The organism is Marinobacterium rhizophilum DSM 18822 (assembly GCF_000378045.1).
Lineage (GTDB): Bacteria > Pseudomonadota > Gammaproteobacteria > Pseudomonadales > Balneatricaceae > Marinobacterium_A > Marinobacterium_A rhizophilum.
In genome coordinates this window covers 14,387-35,795 of record NZ_KB899096.1, presented here as the reverse complement: position 1 = coordinate 35,795, position 21,409 = coordinate 14,387, and the positions used below count along the sequence as shown (strand labels likewise).

Sequence of the window (21,409 nt, the reverse complement as noted above, 5' to 3'; positions counted from 1 at the left end):
CTATTTTCTGGATAACTGGTTCTAGTAATCGCGCTTGACGCTATTCCGAGCGGGACAATTTTTTGAAGACGCAGCTATGACTTACGATCCAATGTGTAGCGCTTAACCACTGAACGGAAGCAAGACCCTATATACCTTATATATACCAATAATTTCATATAGTTAGGAGTCATTGCCGATAAATTACGTTATCGGCATAGCTATGTATATGTTGGGCGTTGCCAGCTACGTTGTGCTCTCGATAGCGCAACACCATCCCTATAAAGTACACAATACGTATTAAAGAACATTTCCCTGCTACGTTGCGCGTATCACGTACCTACGTGTGAATCGTATCCATGCTGCCCATAAAAGATAGTTTCAGCTGGGCCAGTCGGAATTACGTTTACTCGCCCCCTCGAGTCACGAGCTCATGAAGCCCGACATAGCCATGGGAGAGCCACGGATATGACAGAGGAACTCATGCTGAGTTGGTTGTGATCTACCAGTGATGCTCGATTGGTAACGGCTTCGATAACACGACGCCTGAGCACTGGCGACTTGTGACGATTGAAGCACCCTTCCCTTTGCTCGAATACCGGTTTTGCAGCAGCCCCAAGCGTGCTCGTACCAAGAATCGAAGCGGGTACTCCCAAGGCCCCTCTCCAGTAGCGTATTCAGAATTTAACCTAGTATTAGAGATAAATACCCCGTCAGAACTAGCAGATATCTGGGTGGACCTGTGGGCCCTGGTAAAGAGAAGCTCGAGATGGAAACCAAGAACATGAAGGTGCAGTATCCAAACGGCGAAGGAGCGCACGGGACCGAGAACCCGCTGCGTCCGGTAACGAAGGAAGAAAAGTCCTGGGGATGGTTTGCAATCTTCAATATCTGGGCAAACGATATCCAGTCGCTGTTCGGCTATTCGCTGGTGGCATCACTTTTCATTTCCTATGGCGTAAGCGGTTGGACAGCGTTCGCCGCGCTCATTACCGCGGGCCTTATGGTTATGCTACTCGTCAATCTTTCCGGCGCTGCCGGTGAACGTTATGGCATCCCCTACCCGGTTCTCGCCCGGGCCAGCATGGGGACGGCCGGGGCCAAGCTGCCTGCGATTCTTCGCGCGACGGTTGCGGTCTTCTGGTATGGCGTTCAGGTTTACTTCGCCTCGACGGCACTTGCGCTGTTGATCCGGTCTGTAACCGGCATCACAGCGGGGACGGAAATACTTGGGCTCGACAGTGTCGACTGGGTGTCCTTCCTCATCGTCTGGGCGTTCCACATCTTCATCTTCTGGCACGGCATGAGCTGGGTTGAAACTTTTCTGAATATCGCCGGCCCGTTCGTGTACGCCGTCATGATCGGCCTGGTGATTGTGCTGTGGAACAAATCGGAAGGTCAGCTGCTGTCTCAAGCCCAAACGATCTTTGCAAACCCGGAGGGAACCTGGGCCTCAGAGGTCAAGGGCTTTATTGCGATTATCGGCACCATGGTGGCCTATTTCGCGGCGGTCATGATCAATTTCAGCGACTTTTCGCGCTACGCCCGTGACAAGAACACGATGATCAAGGGGAATCTGGCCGGACTGCCATTCAACATGATTCTGTTTTCGGCGTTGGCATTACTCACGACAGCCGGTGCCGCCGTCGTGTATGGCGAAAAGATCATCAATCCAACAGAGATCGTCGGCCGCACCGATAGCGTGGTCCTCGGTGTTATTGCCGCCATCACTTTCTTTGCCGCAACGGTCGGAATCAACCTGGTGGCAAACTTCGTTCCTGCGGTCAACGGCATCGCCAACCTGTCACCGTCCAAGATCAGCTTCCGCAAGGCCGGCATGATCACCTCTGTATTCGCGCTGATCATCGGTGGGTTGTGGACGAGCTTTATCAGCCAGTTCGGTATTAGCGGTTTCGTCAACACACTGGGCGCGACGCTGGCCCCGCTCTACGGCATCATGATCGTCGACTACTACGTACTGCGAAAGCATGAGCTCAAGCTCGACGATCTTTACAACATGGAAGGCGGTACCTATCACTTCGGCAACGGCTGGAATAACAATGCGCTCGTCGCATTCGGCATTGCGGCGGTGTTCTCGGTCGCCACGGTCTGGGTTCCAATTCTTGGTCAACTCAGCGGTTATGCATGGATCATCGGAGCCATATTGGGCGGGGTGATCTACTACGTCCGCTGCAAAAAATCGCACATTGTCTAATGAAGCTGCGAACATCAAGGATCAGCGCGGTCATCGGGCCGGATTGTGAAGGTGTTCAACACCGCCTCAATAGATGCATCCCTGGCATCGACCAGAAGGCCGGTCAGTTCCTGCTTTGCTTCGCCAAGGCACTGCTCCATGTCGAAAACCTCGTCAGTACCGTAGAGAATCGATTCTGTTTCGTTTAACGACTGTTTCTCCTCACAATAGTCAGCCACTTCGAGACCAACAACGGTAGCGGCTACGGCAACAGTACCGACCGTTGCAGCCGCCAACATCGTGGCGCCAATACGTTTGGAGGATCGCTTCACAAGCCGTTTAGAAACCGACGCCCTCTTCTTCTGATGCCTGTGCTTCAACTGCTCGACCACCTGCTGTGAGCTGCGCAGTTCCTGGAGTGTTTCCACAGAAGTCGCCGCCAGCCCGAAAAGGCCGAGGACGGAATTCAGGAACAGCGAGGCGACTAGCGTGACAGTGGCGAGTGTCACTGAAACGGACCAGAAGATCGTTTTCATCTGCAGAGCTCCTAGCATGCTTAACGATTCCGATACCCTTGATGGGGTATCCAAACGGATTTTAGCATCAAGGCTGGTACAGCTCGGCGTAATAGCCGGCTGTACCCAGGAGCACTGTCACAGGTTCTGAACCGTTATTCTGCCAGTACCAGCCGTGGGTTCCCTCGAATGGCGCCTGGAATGAACCACTCGATCGGGTTTGGTTACTCCCCACCCAGAAACTGGTGAAAGCGTCACCGGCATTCGGTGGTTCGCCATGCATATCGAAGCTTACAGACCCGCTCTCGACCTCCCAGTGAAAGATGAAATTCTCGCCCGTCTTCATGACGGCCTTGATCTCGGCACCTTGCCCGGGCATCAGGGTCAACGACATCGCATCCGAACGATAGCGGGACTCGCTTTTCCACACAGGGTTAGATACAGCAACTGGCGTGTCGGACGTAACGGTGTTGATCGCATCCTCGGGCATGGCCGCATTGGCGCTACTCAATGCGGTCAGCCCCATGGACTTGCCCACCCCGGTCGGGTCGATTCCGTACTCGGCCGGCAGGATGGCCGTCACCAGCAGCACACCCGCCACAACTAACGCGCCCGCCGTTGCCTTGATCAGGCTTCTGCCGGAGGGAAGCCCTTCGTGTTTCAGATCAGATATATCACGCATCCCGCACTCCTCAGGAAAGGGCCAGATAGCCGGCAAGTTGGTAGCCTATCAGCATGAAGCCCGCTGACATCAGTGCCAGGTTCGCGGCAAAGGCCTGTCGAGCGAAGGCCTGCGTGCGACGCCAGGCGTTCATGGCAATCAGGATCGCACCGAGTGCCAATAGCTGACCGATCTCCACCCCGATGTTAAAGGCCAGAATATTGGCGACCAGGCCGTCTTCGGACAGGGTGAAGTCCTGGAGCTTGGTGGCAAGACCAAAGCCGTGGAAGAAACCAAAGATCAGCACAGCAGCCCTGGTGTCGGGCGCAACGCCAAACCAGCGCTTGAATGCACCGAGATTATCCAGCGCCTTGTAGACAACAGACAGCCCGATAATGGCGTCGACGAGATAGGGGTTGAGGTGAGTACCGCTGAGCACCCCATACAACAGGGTAACGCTATGCCCAATGGCAAACAGCGTCACGTAAACCCCGATGTCTTTCATGCGGAAGAGAAAAAAGATCACGCCAAACAAAAACAGCAGGTGATCGTATCCGGTCACCATGTGTTTGGCGCCCAGGTAGATAAAAGGCAGCAGCTGGGCACCACGGGTCTGTTCGATAAAACGCGCATCGCTGTCGGCAACGCCATGGGCGAGTGCGCCCGAGGCAATGCAGAGCAGCAACAGTGATACCAGGCATAGCGCCAACTGGCGAGCAGCCAGGGGCAGATACCTCGGTGGGCTCGAGCCTGTCACGTGCATTCGCTTGTCTCCACTGGGAATCGACATCCGTTAACCGTCGCAACGCAATCGGCCGCCCCGCTACCGCGCGGCAATTGCTCAGGCGTAAGCTGTTCTACTTAACCAGAACCGCGCACAGAATAGAACTGAACTTCAGACCCACTACCAGAGTGCCATTACCCCTGCTTCCCAAGCCACCTCCTGAGCTACCACCTTAACCAGCGCGCTAACGGTCCTTCACAGGCGGCTAATCCTCAAGCCGGTTGAGCGACTTGTTGGCGGCCGACTCATGGCGCTCCGCCCGGCTGGTATGCAGATACTGCGACGTGGTCTCGATGCTGTCGTGCCCCGCATCGGCCTGAACATGGGACAGCGGCCTGCCGTTCAGGTTGATATCGTGCGAAATGCCGGTGTGGCGAATGCTGTGTGGCGTCATGGCGCGCATTTCCCTGGCATCCTGTTCAAAACCGTCTTTCTCCGCCCGGTCTGCCGCCAGCTCAATCACATGGTTGATTTCTTCCCGTAGCTGGCGAATACCCAGATTGGCATTCAGCAAACCGACGTCGCGCCCTCGCCCCGCGGCGCGATGGCGAATAAACAGCGGCGTGTTGTCGGCCGGTGACGGCAGGTCATCCAGGCCCAGGTATCGGCGATATTGCTTGAGTGCGCTCAGCAGCTTCCTGGAGACCGCGACCGTGCGCTTCTTGCCCCCTTTGCTGTGCGGTATGAAATACAGCCAGACCGAGGTCTTGCTGTCCCGCCGAAACTGACCCATCACGGGGGCAAAGCCGGGCCGGGCTGCCACTTCAGATATTCGCAGATAACAGGCGTACATCAGGCTTATCAAAAAGCGTGTGCGCTGATGCTCCGCGGGATCCGTTTTAGAGAGCTGTTCCGCCGTCTCCATGACATATGACCACTGCAGCTCGGTAAAGGCCTTCATGTCCTCGGCATCGTTCATCGCACCCTCGGGGCCTGCCTTGTAGCGCCCCTGCTTGATCAGCATCAGCGCCGGATTGCGCTCGGTGTATTCCTCCTGGATCAGGTAACCAAAGAAGGAGGACAGGATCGCCAGCTTGGTCTTCAGTGCCTTCTCCGTGATGCGATACGGCAATATTTCGCCCTGCTCACGCTTGCCCAGAAACGGCCGCCAAAGCGGATTGGGCACCCGTTCATCCAGCACCTTCGAGACAACGAATTGCGCCACGTTACGGTACGCAATCAGCCCCGCAGGCGGATGCATGCAGTACTCGATGTAGCGGTTCATGTGCTGGCGGCGCACGTCGGCCAGCGAGATCTGCGCCACATCAAAGCACCAGTGCAGAAAGGTCGTCAGTTCACTGCGATAGGTTTTGTAGTTGTTTTCGCTGTGACGCTGTTCCAGCAGCCACTCCAGCGCCAGTTCGTAGACAAATCCTGCATCGGGCACCGACTCGAGCATGACCCGGGTCAGGTACTGATTGACATGGGCGTTGGCATCTTCCACATGCGCAATTCCATCGAACAGCGGCATGGCGGGTGGCATCTCGATCATCGAAAACCCCGTACAAATAGGTATAGATAACCATTAAATCATATAGTTATGATCATGTTGTCATAAATTACATAGTATTTTGACAGGCGCTCACGGACATCGCCGCGTGCGCGGGCGGCGGTGCAGCATCAGGCCGACTGGCTGGCCTGTTCGAGATAATCGAGCAACGCATTGAGGCTGGCAATACGGCCGTAATCGGCTTCGGGAATCTGTATGTGCAGCCGGTGATTGATGGCAATGACGAGGTTAAGATAATCGAGGGAGTCCAGATCCAGCTCCTCCCGCAGATCGGTATTTGGCTCAACCGAACCGAGTTCAGCCTCGGGCGCGATGTTGAGCAGTTCTTCGGCGATAATCTCCTGCAGGCGGCTTCTGTTCATTCGATGCTGTCTCCTTCAGAGTGATTCCGGTGCCTGCAATTGTTTTTCCAGCAGGCGCAGCAAGCGCGCACCCAGGTGTCCGTCACTGACGCGGTGATCCGCAGCCAGCGTGACCCTCATGACCGTACGCGCCTCAATGCCGCCGTCTTTGGTGACCCAGGGACGCGTGCAGGGGCTGCCGAAGCCCAGGATGGCGACCTGTGGCGGAAAGATCACGCCATACACCGCCTCCACACCCCGCTCGCCCAGACTGGTTACTGTAATGGTTGCCGCACTCATCTCCGAGCTGCGAAGGCCACCCTGTCGTGCTCGCGCACTGACGTCGCGCAGATTTTCCATCAACGCATCCAGTGGCTGCCGGTCAGCATCCAGCAGTGCAGGCACCACCAGGCCTGCGCCCCGAATAGTGATGGCCATCCCTACGTGAATAGCGCCGCTGGGCTGAAAACCGCCGTCCCGGTAAAAGCCATTCAGTTCCGGCACCTGCTTCAGCACAGCAGCCGTGGCCTTGATCAGCAACGCACCCAGCAGCACACGCTGCTCCGGCGGCCTGGCCTGATTGCGGGCTTCGAGCCAGGACAGTGTTTCGCTCAGGTCGATCGTGCTGGCCAGATAGTAATGCGGAATTTCCCGTTTGGATTTTGCCATGGCGGCGGCAATGGCCTGTCGCATCGCGCTGCGATCGATGCCAGGTTTAACCCTAGCGGCGGCTGGCTTCACGGGGTGTTTGGCGCCGTGCTTGCGCTCGATGTCTGCCAGTAACAGGGCGCCGCCGGGGCCGCTCCCCCTGATACCGGACAGATCCAGCTGGTACTGCTGCGCTCGAGACCGAGCCAGGGGGGATGCCAGGATGCGGGCGCGGGGCTCGCCTGAAGTTGGCGTCTGTGCACGTGCCGGTGCTGACGCAGGCAAAGCACTGGCGCTGGCAGTCGCTACTGCGGCAGTCGTAACCGCGCTGGCCGCGACCGGCTCAGTTGAAGCGGCGCCGGCGGTTGCAATGGAGGCGATGGGCGTACCGACGGGCACCTTGTCGCCCTCATCCACCAGCAGCGCCTCAATGGTACCGTCCTCAAACACCTCCATGTCGATGGCGCCCTTCATGGTTTCGATTACCGCCACGATATCGCCTTTCGTCACCGAGTCTCCGGGCTTGATACGCCACTCGATCAGCGTGCCCGCGTCCATGTCGGCGCCGAAAGAAGGCATCGTCAGTTCGCTCATGCGTGCTCCAGCACTTGCCGCACGGTGGCAAGAATTTGCGGTATCTGTGGCAACGCTGCCTGCTCAAGATGATGGGGATACGGAATCGGCACCTCCTTGCTGCAGACCCGCGCCACCGGCGCATCCAGTTGCCAGAACGCCTGCTCCATGATGATGGCACTGATCTCGCCGGCCAGGCTGCCGGTCCGCCAGCCCTCATCCACCACAACGGCGCGGTGGGTTCTGGCAACGGTTTGCACGATGGCAGCAGTATCCAGCGGACGCAGGCAGCGCAGATCCAGCACTTCGGCCTCGATCCCCTCGCCGGCCAGTTGCGAAGCCGCACTCAGTACCTTGCCAAGGCTGCCACCGTAGGTGATCAGCGAAACATCCTTGCCGGGGCGTCTTACTACCGCCTGCTCCATCGGTACGGGCTGCGCTTCGTTCGGCAGAATGCCGGTCTCGTTGTAGAGCATTACATGTTCGAAGATGATGACAGGATCCGGGTCCAGCAGCGCCATGCCCAGCATGAAACGGGCATCCTCGATTGTACCGGGCACCAGCACTTTCAGCCCCGGCACATGGGCATACCAGCATTCGAAACTGTGGGAGTGCTGCGCGGCCAGCTGCCGCCCGGCACCGGTCGCCATGCGTATGACCAGCGGAACGCTGAACTGTCCGCCGGACATGTGACGGATCGTCGCCGCGTTGTTGACGATCTGATCCAGGGCAAGCAGGCTGAAATTCACCGTCATGATCTCGACAATGGGCCTCATCCCGCCGAGCGCGGCGCCCACACCGGCCCCCATGAAGCCCGATTCCGACAACGGTGTGTCGCGAATGCGTTCCGGGCCAAACTCCTGTAACAGTCCCTTCGTTACTGCATAACAGCCGCCATAGCGGCCGACATCCTCCCCCAGCAGGAAAACGCGCTCATCCCCCAGCAGGGCTTCACGGATCGACTCGCGTACCGCTTCACGATAGGTTATCTCTGTACCCTGGGTCATTGCGACCTCCTCGGGGTGTACACATCCGTGTCGAGTTCTGTTTCAGACTCAAGCGCAGACGATTCGGCAAAATCGACGGCCTCGGCAACCTCTGCCGCCACGCGGTGCTCAATGGCGGCCACATCGTTCTCCAGCAACATGTGGTTGGCCTGCATCCATTCCTGCAGCAGGACAATGGGGCCGTGTTTCTGCCAGCGCTCGATTTCTTCCTTATCTCGGTAGAGCTGGGTATCAAACATCGAGTGGCCGCGAAAACGGTAGGTCTTGCACTCCAGGAATTTCGGTCCCTGGCCCTCACGAATGGCGCTGCAGGCCGTTCTCGCCGCGGCCTCCACATCCACCACATTCATGCCATCGACCGCATGCGCATCGATACCGTAGCTGCGCGCCTTGAGATAGATATGCTGCTCGGATTCGGAAATCTCCAGCGCCGTGCCCATGGCGTAGAGGTTGTTTTCGCAGACAAACAGCACCGGCAGCTGCCACAGCGCCGCCAGATTCATGCTTTCATGAAATTCACCCTCGGCCACGGCCCCTTCGCCGAAAAAACAGGTGGTGACCCGCGCAAGGCCGCGCATTTTGTCAGCCAGTGCCAGCCCCACCGCCATTGGCAGGCCACCTGCCACGATCGCGTTGCCACCAAAAAAACGGTGCTTTTCGTCAAACAGGTGCATGGAGCCGCCGCGGCCGCGACTGCAGCCTGTGACCTTGCCATACATCTCGGCCATGACACTGGCCATGGATATGCCCCTGGCCAGGGCGTGACCGTGTTCGCGGTAGGTAGCGATAACCGCATCCTCTGGTGCAAGCCCACGGGCGATGCCAACCGCCACGGCCTCCTCGCCGATGTAAAGGTGCAGAAACCCACGGATCTTCTCCTGGGTGTAAAGTTCGGCACATTTCTCTTCAAAGCGGCGGATACGGATCATGTCCGCCAGCATCGGCAGCAGGTGATCACGATTGATGTGGGGTTTGTCGCTGGCGGCAGTATTCATCGTTCATCACTCTCAAGGGTGGATATATCCCCTTCAGGCAGGCCCAGTTCACGGGCCTTGAGCAGGCGACGCATGATCTTGCCGCTGCGGGTCTTGGGCAGGTTTTCACGAAAAACGATTTCCTTTGGTGATACCACTGCGCCGAGCCGCTTGCGGGCATGGCCGAGAATCTCCCGACGCAAGCTTTCATTGGGGTCGTGCCCGGGCTTAAGGGCAACAAAGGCTTTGACGACTTCACCGGACATGGGGTCCGGTATTCCGATGACGCCAGCCTCGGCCACCGCGGGATGTTCCAGCAAGGCGCTTTCCACCTCAAAGGGCCCGATCAGATGACCGGCCGACTTGATAACATCGTCAGCGCGCCCGACAAACCAGAAGTACCCCTGTGCATCGCAACTGGCGAGATCACCACTCAGGTACCAGCCATCGGCAAAGCACTTTTCATAGCGGGCCTGTTCGTGCAGGTAGCCGCGAAACATCGAGGGCCAGCCTGACCTCAGGGCGAGTTCACCTACTTCCCCCGCGGCGCTGGTGGACGTGACGTGACCGTCTTCCTGCCGCTTGACGATCGCCGCCGTGATGCCTGGCAGCGGACGCCCCATGGAGCCGGGCAGCACCGTCTGGGCGGCAAAGTTGGCGATCATGATGCCGCCCGTTTCTGTTTGCCACCAGTTGTCATGAAAGGGCTTGCCAAAGGCAGCCTGCCCCCAGACCACCGCTTCCGGATTCAGTGGTTCGCCGACACTGGCCAGAAAGCGCAGCGTGGAGAGATCCCTCGACTGCGCCAGTTCGGCCCCCGCTTTCATCAGCATGCGAATGGCCGTTGGCGCCGTGTACCAGACACTGATGCGCTGCGACTCCAGTATGCTGTACCAGCGCTGGGCATCAAATTCGGCTTCGTCCACGACCATTGTCACGCCCAGGCTCAGGGGCGCGATGATGCCGTAGGAGGTACCCGTTACCCAGCCAGGATCCGCGGTACACCAGTAGGTATCCTGCGGATGCAGGTCCAGCGCATACAATCCGCTCAGCGTATGGAACAGCACGGCCTGGTGCACATGGATGGCGCCTTTGGGCTTGCCCGTAGTGCCGCTGGTAAAATGCAGCAGCGCCATGTCTTCCGCCTGGGTGGGCAGGATCGCGAACTCTGTACTGGCCTGTGCCATAAGAGCCGCGAGGCTGAGACAGCCCGGCGCAGGGTCGCCGTCATCAATCAGCAGAACCTGTTGCAAACTGGGCAGTTCATGCCGCCATGGCGCGACCTTTTTGCGATACAGCGATGCGGTGGTCAGCAATACCCGTGCCTCGCCAATTTCCATGCGCGAGCGCACCGGCTCAGGCCCGAACGCGGCAAACAGCGGCGCGAATACAGCGCCGGCTTTCAGCGTTCCCATCGCGGCAATGTAGAGCTGTGGCTGTCGGCCGCACAGCGTGAATACCCTGTCGCCCTTGCTTACCCCAAGACGGGCCAGGACATTGGCGAAACGGTTACTGGCTTCCATGAGCTGGACATAGGTGCAGTCCCGGCATTCATCGGTTTTGCTGAGCCAGCGCAAGGCAACCTTGTCGCCCTTGCCGTGGTGCACATGACGATCAACCGCTTCATAGGCGATATTCAGCCCACCCCCGGGCAGCCCGTCCAGACAGCGGCTTGCCGACTCCCAGTCAAAATCAGCGGTACAACGTTCATAGTCGTCAAGATTCGGTGGCATGGCGAAATCGGCAGGGTCTTTGCGGATGGCGTCAAATGACATTGTTGCAACCCCCGGGGCCAAAACTGACAGGTATATAGGCACTGGAAAAGAAAAGACTACTGTATGCCAGCATAGACCATAGAAAAGGCAGGGCTATTGAGCCCCGCTGTGAAAAAACGCCGGCGCTGTCTGTGATGATCAAGCGACTATGCTTTAGCCACATCGATGCCTTGCTCGTCAGCTGTCATCTGTGAAAGAACCGAGTGACTGTCCAGTATGCAAGATTCATCTGCCCAATCCCTGATGCGCGCCGTACGCCCTGGCGTGGTTCTCAAGTACGTGTCACAGCTGCTCTTATTGCTGGCCTTGATCACCGCGGTGCCGGCCTTGGTCGCGCTGCTGCTTGATGAGGCGGACGTGGCGTTGCGTTATGTAACCGTGATCGGTGTGCTGGCACTGGTGAGTTTGCCGCTTTCGCGCCTGCCCGAGCCGCAACAGATACAGCGTAACGAGGCACTGTGCGTCACGGCGCTGGTTTTTCTTATCACCCCGCTGCTGATGACCTATCCACTCATGGCCAGCGGGCTGTCCTGGATTGATGCCTGGTTCGAGGCTGTTTCCGGCGTGACCACCACGGGCCTGAGCACCCTGCCGGCCATCGAACAGCAGCCGGCGATCTTTCTGTTCGCACGCGCCTGGATGCAGTGGTATGGCGGGCTGGGTATCGCCGTTCTCGCGGTGGCACTGTTTATGGGGCACAAGACGACCAGCAAGAAACTGCTGGAATCCGCCGGTGAGGAAGGACAGGCGACAACGGCGCGAACCTATGCGCGTCAGATTCTGCAGGTTTACCTGGCCCTGACGGTCATTGGCTTCCTGCTGCTCTGGCCGTTCCAGCAGGATGCATTTCTCGCCTTGATCCATACACTGGCCGCCGTATCTACGGGCGGCTTTTCCGGCTTCAATGACAGTCTGGCGAGCGTGCCGCCGGGCGCTCAAACGATGCTAACGCTGCTGTCGCTCGCAGGTGCCATTACACTGCCATTGTATTTCATCGCCTTTCGCCAACAGCCTGGCAGGCTGCTGCATGACACGGAAGTGCATGCATTGCTGCTGCTTACGGGTTTGACTACGCTGCTACTGAGCCCCTGTCTGGCAGGCTGGCATCAGCTGAACTGGGCCAACGGGTTACGCCACGCCGCCATGCTGGCGGTTTCAGCACAGTCTACGGCAGGCTTTAGCAGTGTTGATGTTGCCAGCATCGCGCCCAGCGCCCAGTTGATACTCATCTTTTCGATGCTGATTGGCGGCTGCACCGGGTCGACCGCCGGTGGCATAAAGATTATTCGGCTGCTCATCCTGTTGAAGCTGATTCAGCTGACCTTGCAACGCACAGCCGCATCACCGCGGGCCGTGCTGCTGCCAAAACTGGGCAAAACCCGGCTGGACACCGACGAAATAGCGGGTGTTCTAGTCCTGAGCGGCCTGTGGGGCCTGGTCACTCTGCTTTCGTGGCTGCTATTGCTGGCCGATGGCCAGGATCCACTGGGTTCGTTGTTCGAGGTCGTGTCGGCCATGGGCACGGTCGGCCTGTCCAGCGGCATTACCCAGCCGGACCTGTCCTCGACACTTAAACTGGTACTGGGAGCTGACATGTTGCTGGGCCGGCTGGAAATCATCGCCCTGCTGGTGCTGCTCTATCCCCCCAGCTGGTTTGGCAGGAGGCGCAGTCACTCATGAGATTCGTATTGATCGGCACCAACGCTTTGACAGTCTCCACGGCCCGGCTGCTGCTGGACGAAGGCTTCGAGGTGGTCTTGATCGAGCGTGACAAAGAGCGCATCGAACAGCTGTCCGAACAGCTCGACTGCGGATTCCTGCATGGCGATGGCAGCTCGCCTGAAGTGCTGAATGAAGCGGAACCTGAGAACACCGACGCGCTGTTCTCGCTGCTGGCCAACGAGCAGACCAATACAATCGTGGCACTGCTGGCCCGTTCATTGAAGTATAAGCGCGTCATCCTGCTGGTGGCCGGCGTCGAATTCGAGCGCATCTGCACGGAGCTTGGGCTCGACGATGCCATTGCGCCCAACCGCGCAATGGCCCGCCACCTGGTGAATATGATCCGCGGAGAAAAAAGCCTGGAGCTGTCCTCGACCATCCACAAGGACGCCGAAGTATTCTCGTTTATCGTGGATGAAAAGACCGCTTCGCCGCTGAAGGAATTCGACCTGCCCAAGGGCGTACGCATTATTTGCCTGTACCGCAACGATCAGCTGGTCTTGCCCGAGGAAACCGACCACCTGGAAGCGGACGACGAGGTGATCCTGATCACACGGGTGTCACGGTTGCCGGAACTCAAGCGGCGCTGGAAGCATGCACCCGAGCACTGGGCCAGCAACGAGAGTCCCGATACCTGAATTCGCCAGAATTCGGCCCGTTGCTTGACGGGGATCAATGCGCGCCACCTGTTGCTGAACGATAGTGGGCCTCCTTCGGACGTCACTGCAACAGGAGCATTAGCATGACAATCGAACATCACGACCTGGTCCACGAACTGCCGGAATTCCGCGAAGCCATCCACGAGCTGAAAATGAAGGATGCCCACTTCCAGCGTTTGTTCGACGAGTATCATGAAACCACACGACAGGTGGCGCGCATGGAAGCTGAGATAGAACCTGTGATGACGCAGGTAGAAGAGGAATACAAGCTTAAGCGCCTGCACCTCAAAGACGAGCTCTACGCAATGCTCAGGGCCCACCGCGGCTGATAGTCGTCGCTGGGCCCCGTCACTTCGCCCAGCACCGCTGCTGAAACGGCGCCCGTGATCACACTCACCTGGTTACGGGCCAGAGCGCCGAGTGCTTTCGACCCGAAAAGTCGCCGGCCACTGCAATATTTTCCTGCTATTCCCTCTCTGTATACTCGGCACGTCGTCTGCCGCTGCTATCCTGTACTCCAACTCAAGCGCCTGCAATCAACTTTCATGCCGATTGCGGCAACCACGGTCGTGCGGAGACATTTAAACATGATGGCAGCATTTGCAACCTACCCAAGTCTTGCGGGCAAAACCGTATTCGTCACGGGCGGCGCCTCCGGTATAGGTGCAGAGATTGTACGCGCCTTTGCAGCTCAAAATGCCCACGTGGGCTTTGTCGATCTTGATAGCAACGCCAGCACGGCACTTGTGAGTGAACTTGGCAGTGACAAGGTGGCATTTGAAATCTGCGACCTGCGCGACATCGCTGCACTCAAAGCGGCCTTTAAGGCACTGCAGGCAAAATTGGGCACCGCAACGGTGCTGGTCAATAGCGCCGCGCGTGACGACCGTCACAACTGGCAGGATGTAACACCGGAATATTTCGATGAACGCATGGCCACCAACCTGCGGCATCAGTTTTTTGCCATACAGGCACTGGCTCAGGGAATGATCGATTCAGGCGGTGGATCGATCATCAATATGGGATCGAATTCATGGTGGGAGGCCGGCGGTGGCTTCCCTGCCTATGCTACCGCCAAGGCCGCGGTGCATGGCTTGACCCGTACCATGGCCCGGGATCTGGGCCCGCACCGTATTCGTGTAAATACGGTGGTACCGGGCTGGATTATGACCGAACGGCAGAAGACGCTTTGGACCTCCCCCGAGGCGCTGGAACGCCACCGCGAGCGGCAATGCCTGCCCGATCTGATCGAGCCCGTGTATGTGGCACGCATGGTGGTTTTCCTGGCATCCGATGATGCCGCCATGTGTACCGCCAATAACTACATGGTGGAAGCAGGCTCAATCTGACGTGCCGCAGCGTACCACTCGACGGATAACCGCGCAGGCCGGGCCCGCACTGCCCTGCGCGTGCTGCATGCGCGGACATGACTGAGATCCAGAGAGGTGAAGGCCCGGGGATATAGCCTGCAAGGAGCAAACAGTGACTCTACTCAGGACCCAGCGATTCTTACCCCTGTTTGTGACCCAGTTCCTGGGCGCATTCAACGATAACTTTTTCAAGAATGCGTTACTGATTTTCATCCTGTTTGCGTTAGCGGATCAGACATCGCTCGATGCCAAGATGCTGATGCCACTGGGTGCTGGCCTGTTTATCCTGCCATTTTTCCTGTTCTCCGCGCTGGCCGGACAACTCGCCGACCGCTATGAGAAGGCCACCCTGATCAAGGGGCTCAAAGGCCTGGAAGTCATCATCATGGCCATTGGGGCCGCCGCGCTGAACCTGGAGTCGATCAACCTTATGCTGGGGACCTTGTTCCTGATGGGAACCCAGTCCGCCTTTTTCGGGCCGTTAAAATACGCCATCCTGCCGGAACAGCTGCTCGAATCGGAGCTGGTGGCTGGCAATGCATGGATTGAAGGCGGCACCTTCCTCTCTATCCTGCTGGGCACCATTGCCGGCGGCCTGCTGGTGATGACGCAAAACGGCCCGCAGTGGGTCAGCGTCGGGCTGCTGGCTGTCGCCCTGGCGGGCTTGCTGGCAAGCCTTGCGATCCCCAACACCCATGTCAGGGCTCCAGACCTTGCCGTGAACCTCAATATCGCCACTGAAACCCTGCAGATCATGCGGGCTTTGCGGGCGAACCGAACGGTGTTTCTGGGCGTGATCGGCATATCCTGGTTCTGGTTCGTCGGCGCGACCTTTCTGTCGCAGTTTCCCGCCTACTCAAAAGAACTGGTCGGCGGCGACGAGAAACTGGTCACCCTGTTCATGACGCTGTTTTCGGTCGGCATCGGGCTGGGTTCCTGGCTCTGTGCCCGACTGCTGAAGGGAAAGATCAGCGCCAACCTGGTACCGCTGTCTGCCATCTTCATGGCGCTGTTCTGTATCGACCTCTATTTTGCCTCCAACGCTTTCAACGGTGCGCCGCAGGGTGCCCCGGTCATGTCCATCGGCGCCTTTGCCGGCAGCGTTCAGGGGGCCCGTATCTTGATCGACCTGATCCTGCTGGCCATTGCCGGAGGACTCTATATCGTGCCGCTGTATGCCCTGATTCAGGCGCGCAGTGCCGAGCATGAGCGCGCCCGCATGATCGCGGCGAACAATATCCTCAATGCACTGTTCATGGTGGCATCATCCCTGGTACTGATGGCCGTATTCGCCCTGGGCGGTGCGATCCAGGATGCCTTCCTGCTGGTGGCCGGCGCCTCGGTTATCGTGGCGATCTATATCTGCGGTCTACTGCCGCGGCAGTTGTTTCGCAGCCTGGCCATCATTATCTTCAAAACCCTGTTCAAGGTCGAAGTGCACGGCGCCGAAAACTTCAGCAAAGCGGGCGATCGCGCCGTGATCGTGGCGAATCATGTCAGTTGGCTCGATGGTCCGCTGATGACCGCTTTTGGCCCGCAGGACGCCCTGTTTCCGATCAACACTTTTATCTTCAGTAAATGGTGGGGCGCGCTGTCACAAAAATTTGCCAACATGATTCCGGTTGACCCCACCAGCCCTTATGCCATCAAGACCATGATCAAGGCGGTGGAGAACGGCAATCACCTGATGATTTTCCCGGAGGGCCGCCTGACAGTGACGGGATCCCTGATGAAAATCTACGATGGCCCCGCCTTAATTGCCGACAAGTTGCGGGTCAAGGTCGTTCCGGTGCGCCTGGACGGTGTCCAGTTCTCAAAGCTCTCGCGGCTAAAGGGCAAAATGCCGCTGAAGTGGTTTCCCAAGATAACCATTACGGTGCTGAAACCCGTCACCCTGGAGGTGCCCGCGCATATTCGTGGCCGTGAGCGTCGCAAGGTGGCCAGCCAAAAGCTCTACGATCTGATGTCCAACATGATGTTCGCTACCAGCAACAACCTGGACAACACCCTGTTCAATGCGCTGCTCGACGCCCAGGCGGTGTATGGCCCAAAACACCCTGTGCTGGAAGATCCGCAGATAATGGCCAAACCCATGCCCTACCGGGATGCACTCAAAGGCAGCTTCGTGCTGGGCCGATACCTCAGCCAGAGCACCCAAGCGGGTGAACCGGTGGGCGTGCTGCTGCCGAACTCAGTCGCGTCGGTGGTCACGTTCTTCGCGCTCCAGGCCTTTGGGCGTGTACCCGCCATGCTGAATTTCACCATGGGGCCGGGCAGCCTGGTGAAGGCATGCGAAACCGCTCAGGTGCGCACCGTGCTGACCTCGCGTCGTTTCGTGGCGCTGGGCAACCTGGGCGCCGTCATCGATGCGCTGTCCGCGCAGGTGGAAATCCGTTACCTGGAAGATGTGAAGGCCGGCCTGACGCTCTGGGACAAGGTCAGCGGTTTGCTTTGTCGTCTGCGTCCGCGGGCACAATGTGAATCAGACCCGAATGCGCCGGCCGTGGTGCTGTTTACCTCCGGTTCCGAGGGCACCCCGAAAGGCGTGGTGCTGAGTCATCGCAACCTGCTGGCCAACCTGGCCCAGATCGGGGCCAGGGTGAGCTTCAACACACAGGACATCATTTTCAATGCAATGCCCATGTTCCACAGTTTTGGCCTGACCGGAGGCACGCTGTTACCGTTGCTGTCTGGCCTCAAGACCTTTCTGTACCCCAGCCCGCTGCATTACAAGATCGTGCCGGAACTGATTTATGAAACCAATGCTACCGTGGTGTTCGGCACAGACACCTTTCTGTCGAATTATGCTAAAAAAGCCAACCCGTACGACTTCTACAGCGTGCGTTACATCATCGCCGGCGCCGAGAAAGTCAAAGCCGAGACCCGTGCCCTGTACATGGAACGCTTCATGAAGGGCATTCTCGAAGGGTATGGCGCAACGGAAACCGCCCCGGTCATTGCCGTCAACACCCCCATGCACAACAAGGTCGGGACAGTGGGCCGCCTGCTGCCGGGCCTGCAAGCCAGACTCGAGCCGGTGCCGGGCGTGGATCGCGGTGGCCGCCTGTGGGTCAAGGGGCCCAATGTCATGCTGGGGTATTACAAGCACGATAAGCCTGGAGAGTTGCAGCCCCCCGCCGACGGCTGGTATGACACTGGCGATATCGTCGACATTGATGCCAACGGCTATGTTGTAATCTTGGGCAGGGCGAAACGATTTGCCAAAATCGCCGCCGAAATGGTCTCACTGACACAGGTAGAAAGCATGATAAGCCACCTGTGGCCGGATCATGCCAGCGCCGTTGTCGCGATTCCCGATCCGAAAAAAGGTGAGCAGCTGGTACTGTTTACCGACCAGGCAGATGCTGATCGCAGGTCCCTCAGAGAGCATATCCGCGCCCAGGGCGGTACCGAGCTGATGGTGCCAAAGGCAATTCGTGTTGTCAGCAAACTGCCGGTACTGGGGACCGGCAAGACCGATTACGTCACCCTTGGCGAAATGGCCCTGGAAGATTAACGCTGAACGAGGTCTGCACTTGCGGGCAGGCAGCGCAACAAGGCGCGGCCCCGGATTCTATTCTGCACCCGTGAACGGTGGGCCTGTGCGGTTACCTGCCACTGGCATTCTGCCCTCATGTGCTCTCCAGCCAGAACCCGCACAGACAGCCCACTCTCTTAACCTTCACGTTCCGGGTGAGTCGCGAGGAAATGCTGCAGAACCTTGTTTAAAGCATCAACATGCTGCTGATCGCCCTTGATCTTTGCACGCTTGATGTCATCCAGGATGATTCGCTTGATGCGTTGTTCGTCCTGGTGTGTGACCAGGTACTGCCCCAATGCCATCGCAATGATCGGTTCCAGATGCTCATGTTCTGCGATGGCTTCAATTTCTTCCTCAGACAAGCCACACAGGTCGAGGCATTCTTGATAGGTCAACATGATATAGATCGCCTTCTTTTGTTTGTTTGATACGACATCTGCTTCATCATGAACCCTTCGGGTTCATCTTCAGTGTACTCATTCGAGCCATACTTATGTTGCGCTCGATCAAATACTTGTCTTCATGACGCTGTTGATGTTGCGGGGATATGAAGCCATCTCAGCGCGCAGCTGTACTTATTCCTGTGCTATTGCAGCATAATATGCGCCTGATCACATTCACCAAATGGCGCTCCAACGCCCCGGTACATGGCCGGTACCCGGTCCGTCTGAACGCGTTCAGCTCAAGCTGCTGTGCAGCAATCACAGGATTATCGACGCCTCAATGATGGCTGCACACGGCGTAGCTGTATCCATTCTATCGGCCGGGTGATGACTACAGGGATGCACACGCAGATGGCACCGGATTCACTGTTCAAACACCGCAGTTTCATGCGTTTCTGGATCGGGCAGATGGCCTCATCCTTTGCCTTTCAGATGCTGCTGGTAGGGCTTGGCTGGCAAATCTACAACCTGACCGACAGCGCCTTGAGCCTGGGTCTGGTTGGACTTGCACGCTATCTGCCGCAACTGGTTCTGACACTCCACGCCGGACACATCGCCGACAACCACGACCGGCACAGGATCATGATCCTGTGCCGCTTAGCGATGACCATGACCATTGCCGTGCTGGCCGTGACCAGCGTGATGGGCATTATCACGCCGGCGATCATCTATGGCTGTTGTGTCGCGCTGGGAACGGCCAGAGCGTTCGAGGCGCCTGCAACCCAGGCGATGGTGCCGAATATTGTCAGCGCCGACCTGCTCGCGCCAGCCCTTACCTGGACCGCATCGGGCCGCGAGGCGACAACCATTATCGGACCGGCACTGGGTGGCATCATCTATATTTTTGGTGCAGGTGCCCTCTATGGCACAAGTACCGTCTTCTGCCTGATCTCGGCAATCATTCTGGCCAACCTGCGGTATCGCTACGAGCGGCGCGAAAAACGCGCGGCAACCCTGGATTCTCTGTTCGGCGGCCTGCGCTTCACCTGGAAAAATCCGGTGGTGTTCGGTTCGATTTCGCTGGATATGTTTGCGGTGCTGCTGGGCAGCGTCACGGCGCTGCTTCCGATTGTGGCGCGCGACATCCTGGAAACCGGCCCCTGGGGCCTGGGGTTACTGCGAAGCGCCCCGGCTGTCGGTGCAGTGGTCATGTCCATCTATCTGGCCTGGCGCCCGGTGAAACGCACCGTCGGCCTGAAAATGTTTGTGGCTGTCGCGGTATTTGGCGCCATGACCATTGTTTTCGGCCTGTCCGAAACACTGTGGCTGTCGATCATGGCATTGCTGGTCATGGGGGCGGCGGATATGGTCAGTGTGATCATCCGCTCTACGCTGGTTCAGCTTGAAACGCCGGATGAGATGCGCGGCCGCGTCAGCGCGGTCAATTCCATCTTTATCAGCACGTCGAATCAGTTGGGTGAGTTCGAATCCGGCGTGCTTGCCGCTTTCGTCGGCGCCGTGCCGGCGATTATCATCGGCGGTGTCGGTACGCTCGGTATAGTGGCGATATGGGCATACTGGTTCCCCAGTCTCGTTAAGCGGGACTACCTGGATATGCGGGGACGGCATGAAGAGAATTAAGCGGTACTGCTACAGGTGGCACTCCAAGCGTGCCTGCCAGCGAAGCGCCGGCATAAACCTTTGCATCGGGTGACGAAGCACAGCTGGAGCCATTAACCATGCGCCATTTTATCGTGACAATTGCACTACTGCTTGCCACTGCCAGCGCCGGAGCGAACGAGGCGGTCAGTGTCCGCACCTCGGACTCGGTGGCCATTGGCGGTCACGATACGGTGGCCTACCACTCCACCAGTAACCGGCAGAGCCATCAGCAGATTCAGGGTGACAATCACTTTGAGGTGCACTGGAACGGCGCGACCTGGCGTTTCGCTTCACTGGCGTCCGCCAACCGTTTTGCGGCAGACCCGGAACGCTATCGGCCTGAATATAACGGTTTCTGCTCAAATGCCCTGAGCCTGGACGAAGGCCTTATTCCCACCGATGGCTCTGTCTGGGAGTTCTTTGGTGACCAGTTGCACTTGTTTTACGCCGAGCGCGGCCGTCAGCGCTGGTTGAATGGAGACTGGCAACATTACAGGGCTCAGGCGGATCGAGCCTGGGAGAGCCTCAAAATACGTTAACCGCCGAAATTCCTGGCCGATGAACCTGCCCAGGACGCCCATAATTCAGTACCCCCCTGCAGGGCGCCACTGTCTGTTCCATTGACAAGCCCCCGGTCACAGAAGACCGGGGGCGCCCGCTACCCGACCTGTTCCTGGGCCATATAGATCAGTTCCCAGATGTGTCCATCCAGGTCCTGGAATCCATGGCCATACATGAAGCCATGATCCTGTGGCTCGTTGTAGGTACTGCCCCCACCACTGAGCGCGCGGGTTACCAGCGCATCCACTTCTTCGCGACTCTCGCAGGTGAGACAGATCAGCACCTCGGAAAAGGTAGAACTGTCGCAGATATTTTTAGGGGAAAAGGCCTGAAAACGCTCTTCAGTGAGCAACATGACGCTCATTTGTGACGAGACCACCATGCAGGTCGCAGAGGCATCGCTGAACTGGGGATTGAAGGTAAACCCCAGATGGGAGAAGAAGTCGATTGCCCGATCCAGCTGTTTCACGGGCAGATTGATATAACTCTGTCGGTTCATGTTGGTCCTGCCTGGCTGCGATATTATTGTTTTCGAACTCAGGTACAGATC

19 protein-coding genes are annotated in these 21,409 nt (G+C 58.0%); 8 read left to right on the top strand and 11 right to left on the bottom strand.

The features are described 5' to 3' along the window. Positions 1-748 precede the first annotated feature (748 nt). A complete protein-coding gene (locus F451_RS0110260; RefSeq protein ID WP_020681284.1) occupies positions 749-2,194 on the top strand; it encodes an NCS1 family nucleobase:cation symporter-1 in 1,446 nt (481 codons plus the stop codon). Positions 2,195-2,208: 14 nt separating this feature from the next. Here the strand turns inward: F451_RS0110260 and F451_RS0110255 are convergent, their stop codons facing one another. The 9 genes from F451_RS0110255 to acsA all read right to left on the bottom strand — a co-directional run bounded on the left by F451_RS0110255 (position 2,209) and on the right by acsA (position 10,961). After that, the gene (locus F451_RS0110255) at positions 2,209-2,709 is read right to left on the bottom strand and encodes a hypothetical protein (protein WP_020681283.1); all 501 of its coding nucleotides are present in this window, start codon (positions 2,707-2,709) and stop codon (positions 2,209-2,211) included. Positions 2,710-2,776: 67 nt separating this feature from the next. After that, positions 2,777-3,370 carry a hypothetical protein gene (locus tag F451_RS0110250; RefSeq protein WP_020681282.1) on the bottom strand — a complete coding sequence of 198 codons (594 nt, stop codon included), beginning with the start codon at positions 3,368-3,370 and terminating at the stop codon, positions 2,777-2,779. 10 nt (positions 3,371-3,380) lie between these two features. Next, positions 3,381-4,112, bottom strand: a complete 732-nt coding sequence (locus F451_RS0110245; protein ID WP_026291669.1) for a HupE/UreJ family protein — start codon at positions 4,110-4,112, stop codon at positions 3,381-3,383. Positions 4,113-4,338: 226 nt separating this feature from the next. Beyond that, the gene (locus F451_RS0110240; protein ID WP_020681280.1) at positions 4,339-5,625 is read right to left on the bottom strand and encodes a tyrosine-type recombinase/integrase; all 1,287 of its coding nucleotides are present in this window, start codon (positions 5,623-5,625) and stop codon (positions 4,339-4,341) included. Between the two features lie 128 nt (positions 5,626-5,753). Then, a complete protein-coding gene (locus tag F451_RS0110235) occupies positions 5,754-6,005 on the bottom strand; it encodes an acyl carrier protein (RefSeq protein WP_020681279.1) in 252 nt (83 codons plus the stop codon). Positions 6,006-6,020: 15 nt separating this feature from the next. Then, positions 6,021-7,226: a dihydrolipoamide acetyltransferase family protein gene (locus tag F451_RS0110230; protein ID WP_020681278.1), complete on the bottom strand. Its 1,206-nt coding sequence runs from the start codon at positions 7,224-7,226 to the stop codon at positions 6,021-6,023. Continuing rightward, complete coding sequence (locus tag F451_RS0110225) at positions 7,223-8,212, bottom strand: alpha-ketoacid dehydrogenase subunit beta (RefSeq protein WP_020681277.1); 990 nt, start codon at positions 8,210-8,212, stop codon at positions 7,223-7,225. Before F451_RS0110225 ends, F451_RS0110230 begins: the two co-directional genes overlap by 4 nt. Further along, a complete protein-coding gene (gene pdhA, locus F451_RS0110220) occupies positions 8,209-9,207 on the bottom strand; it encodes a pyruvate dehydrogenase (acetyl-transferring) E1 component subunit alpha (RefSeq protein WP_020681276.1) in 999 nt (332 codons plus the stop codon). Before pdhA ends, F451_RS0110225 begins: the two co-directional genes overlap by 4 nt. Next, positions 9,204-10,961, bottom strand: coding sequence for an acetate--CoA ligase (gene acsA, locus F451_RS0110215; RefSeq protein WP_020681275.1), 1,758 nt, complete (start codon positions 10,959-10,961; stop codon positions 9,204-9,206). The genes pdhA and acsA overlap by 4 nt, the downstream gene beginning before the upstream one ends. Before the next feature lie 216 nt (positions 10,962-11,177). Between acsA and F451_RS0110210 the strand changes: the two genes are divergently transcribed. The 5 genes from F451_RS0110210 (at position 11,178) to F451_RS0110190 (ending at position 18,229) form a co-directional block, all read left to right on the top strand. Beyond that, on the top strand, positions 11,178-12,641 hold the full coding sequence (locus tag F451_RS0110210; protein ID WP_020681274.1) for a TrkH family potassium uptake protein: 1,464 nt from the start codon (positions 11,178-11,180) through the stop codon (positions 12,639-12,641). Further along, entirely contained in the window at positions 12,638-13,321 is a 684-nt protein-coding gene (locus F451_RS0110205) for a potassium channel family protein (protein ID WP_020681273.1), read from the top strand. Before F451_RS0110210 ends, F451_RS0110205 begins: the two co-directional genes overlap by 4 nt. 104 nt (positions 13,322-13,425) lie before the next feature. Then, positions 13,426-13,671 (top strand): HP1242/YdcH family protein, encoded by a 246-nt coding sequence (locus tag F451_RS0110200; RefSeq protein ID WP_020681272.1) that lies wholly within the window; start codon positions 13,426-13,428, stop codon positions 13,669-13,671. 258 nt (positions 13,672-13,929) lie between these two features. Further along, a complete protein-coding gene (locus tag F451_RS0110195) occupies positions 13,930-14,691 on the top strand; it encodes an SDR family NAD(P)-dependent oxidoreductase (protein WP_020681271.1) in 762 nt (253 codons plus the stop codon). A 133-nt stretch (positions 14,692-14,824) separates the two neighbouring features. Next, positions 14,825-18,229 (top strand): acyl-[ACP]--phospholipid O-acyltransferase, encoded by a 3,405-nt coding sequence (locus F451_RS0110190; RefSeq protein WP_040879678.1) that lies wholly within the window; start codon positions 14,825-14,827, stop codon positions 18,227-18,229. Positions 18,230-18,387: 158 nt separating this feature from the next. On the opposite strand, the gene F451_RS0110185 is transcribed toward F451_RS0110190, so the two are convergent. Beyond that, positions 18,388-18,651, bottom strand: a complete 264-nt coding sequence (locus F451_RS0110185; RefSeq protein ID WP_020681269.1) for a hypothetical protein — start codon at positions 18,649-18,651, stop codon at positions 18,388-18,390. Between the two features lie 396 nt (positions 18,652-19,047). Between F451_RS0110185 and F451_RS0110180 the strand changes: the two genes are divergently transcribed. Together F451_RS0110180 and F451_RS0110175 are read left to right on the top strand one after the other, a co-directional pair. Further along, complete coding sequence (locus F451_RS0110180; protein ID WP_020681268.1) at positions 19,048-20,277, top strand: MFS transporter; 1,230 nt, start codon at positions 19,048-19,050, stop codon at positions 20,275-20,277. Between the two features lie 98 nt (positions 20,278-20,375). Continuing rightward, positions 20,376-20,837 carry a YHS domain-containing (seleno)protein gene (locus F451_RS0110175; RefSeq protein ID WP_020681267.1) on the top strand — a complete coding sequence of 154 codons (462 nt, stop codon included), beginning with the start codon at positions 20,376-20,378 and terminating at the stop codon, positions 20,835-20,837. Positions 20,838-20,956: 119 nt separating this feature from the next. Here F451_RS0110175 and F451_RS0110170 read toward each other — a convergent pair whose 3' ends face one another. Beyond that, positions 20,957-21,358, bottom strand: a complete 402-nt coding sequence (locus tag F451_RS0110170) for a VOC family protein (protein WP_020681266.1) — start codon at positions 21,356-21,358, stop codon at positions 20,957-20,959. Positions 21,359-21,409 lie beyond the last annotated feature (51 nt).